We start from the raw sequence: 2443 nt of genomic DNA, 5'->3' as shown, positions 1-2443 counted from the left end.
ATATAGAGATTAGGGCATGATTTAAGCCCAAATTTGAGCTACTTTGAATATTCAACACTAGATAAAGGTGATGTGATGATAGAAAAGGGATCTTCGATGCGCATATTGCTAGTTGATGACGTTCAACTGGATAGGATGCAACTCGCTATTCGACTCAAGCAACTGGGTCATGTTGTAGAAGCTGTTGGTAGCGGAAAAGAAGCCCTGAATGTTTATTCTGATTTTGATCCTGAACTCGTGTTACTGGATATCAGCATGCCAGACATGGATGGTTTTGAGGTCGCAAACGAAGTTCGTCGGCAATTCCCAGAATGGGTTCCGATCATCTTTTTGAGCGGTCATGAAGAGCCTGAAATGATCGCAAAAGCGATTGATGCCGGCGGCGATGACTATTTGATCAAACCAGTAAACAAAGTTGTTTTGAACTCTAAGTTGATTGCGATGCAGCGTATTGCGCACATGAGACGAGAGTTAAAACAGAGTACCGCCAAACTCGAAGAACTGAATATTTTACTGCAACAACAAGCCAACGAAGACGGCCTAACCAAATTGTACAACCGACGATATATGGATACTAAGCTTGAAGAGAGCATTGCGTGGCACGGACGACGTAATATATCCATGACCGTCATACTACTCGATGTTGACTTCTTTAAGCCTTACAACGATAACTATGGCCATATTCAAGGGGATAAGTGCCTGCAAGGGCTTGCCAATACTTTGAAAGAGCTCTTTGTTCGAGCTGGAGAGTTTGTTGGACGTTACGGCGGTGAAGAGTTCGTCATCATTCTGAGTGATACCGACAGCTCCGCGGCTAATTTACAGGCCAATCGTGTAAAAGAAGCACTGCATCAAATGAACTACGTCCACGACTACTCAGCAGTGTCTGACAGAGTGACAGCGTCACAAGGTGTGTTGTCATTCATCCCTGAAGGTGGTGAAGCTATCGCTTCTATTTACGAAAAGGTTGACCAAGCACTGTATCAGGCCAAGCAAAGTGGAAGAAATACCTACATACAACGCGATATTATAGAGCTTGAGCAATAGTTGACGAGCTTCGGTAGTAACCTGAATTATACTTCTAGTAGCTTATAAGCTAGGAAGTGACCTAAGTGATAAAAGAAATGCAGCATTCCAAGTCATTCGTCATGACTAACTCAAACAAAGGTCTTGTATTAACTCTGTTTGTTTCCGTGTCTCCAACCGCTGTTAACGCAGCTTCACTCTCTGAACTGGTCAGGAAAGACATTGAACAAACCTTCGCAACGAGTGTTTTGCTCAATGATACGGATGTGTTTACCTTTGGCATAAATAATTTTGATCCCAACAAAGTCTTTAGTTTGGACAATGAAGATATTGGCTCTAATGACTCAGTAAGTCGCCGACAAAATATCGCGTCCCTCAGCCTTCCTTATACCTTTGAAGTGCCAAGTTATATTGAAGACAACCATCAAGAAGTAACACTTCGTTTATCTGCGTTGCGGATAGAGAAGGATGTTCAATATGCCAGTTCAACGATAAGCGACTTTCAAAAAGAGTCTGTTGTTTCTGGTTACGTTGAGTACGCGAACGTATCCCAGTTAAACGAATACTTGAGTTTTAGTTCTGCAATTGGTAACCATATTTCCTATTATCGAAACGATTTTGAATATCGTTCTTCGTTGCTTGCACCAATTCAAGGTCGCCTGGATGGTCTTTATCTGAACACGGATGCTTGGGCATACATAATAGAGCCTAAGATAAAGTTGATGTTTGAAGATAAGAATGACTGGGGAAAATATAAACTCAGTACCAGTTGGCATTACTTTAATGGTATAGGTTGGGGAGAAGCCAATAACGGTAACATTGGTCACCCAGAAGGTTGGTACATAGCAAATGAAGCTAAGATCTTCTATGACTTAGTTCGTTGGGACAAAAACATCACATCCATGTATTCGAGTATAAGAAGAATAGATATTGGTGGTGATACTGTCGCGTCTATGGGCACTACAGCTTACTACGAAGCTAGTGTAGGTTGGTTGCTTAACCCAAATCTGTTTAATGACTGGGTCGATAATGTAGGAATAGGGTTTACTATCAATTACGGAAGTAGTTTGAAAGGAGGGAGCTTAGTCATATTCTTTAACCAAGATTAGTCTAAGCACCAACGCTTTCGATGTTCACACCGTTAAATTACGATGTTCAGAGCTTTACATTCCAAGACTTTCAACGTCTTTAACTATCGACACACAGCTTGTTTCGGCCAGTTTCTTTTGCTTTGTACAGTGCGTTATCGGCAAGTTTCAAGACTTCTACGGGTTGTTTAGTGGTTCTACTATCAGACAGCCCAATGCTCACCGTTACGTTTACGACTTCAGTTGATTTGTTGCTCTGACCACGCTTTTTAATGCCGACTTCATGGTCGTCAGGGCGATCGTTGCTATTTCGAATCGTCATATCGTAG

3 protein-coding genes are annotated in these 2443 nt (G+C 41.8%); 2 read left to right on the top strand and 1 reads right to left on the bottom strand.

Features of this window, described 5'->3' with window-relative positions; all coding sequences use genetic code 11:
- Positions 1-75 precede the first annotated feature (75 nt).
- Positions 76-1047 carry a diguanylate cyclase gene (locus AB4496_RS02580; RefSeq protein WP_170962720.1) on the top strand — a complete coding sequence of 324 codons (972 nt, stop codon included), beginning with the start codon at positions 76-78 and terminating at the stop codon, positions 1045-1047.
- A gap of 101 nt (positions 1048-1148) precedes the next feature.
- A complete protein-coding gene (locus AB4496_RS02575) occupies positions 1149-2135 on the top strand; it encodes a Solitary outer membrane autotransporter beta-barrel domain (RefSeq protein ID WP_372071326.1) in 987 nt (328 codons plus the stop codon).
- A 79-nt stretch (positions 2136-2214) separates the two neighbouring features.
- On the opposite strand, the gene AB4496_RS02570 is transcribed toward AB4496_RS02575, so the two are convergent.
- A partial coding sequence (locus AB4496_RS02570; RefSeq protein WP_372130557.1) for a diguanylate cyclase occupies positions 2215-2443 on the bottom strand: 229 nt, incomplete at its 5' end.

The sequence above is a fragment of the Vibrio sp. 10N.222.46.A1 genome (assembly GCF_041473595.1).
Taxonomy (GTDB): domain Bacteria; phylum Pseudomonadota; class Gammaproteobacteria; order Enterobacterales; family Vibrionaceae; genus Vibrio; species Vibrio tasmaniensis_A.
The sequence above is the reverse complement of the archived record's forward strand: the minus strand, read 5'-3'. Positions and strand labels throughout refer to the sequence as shown.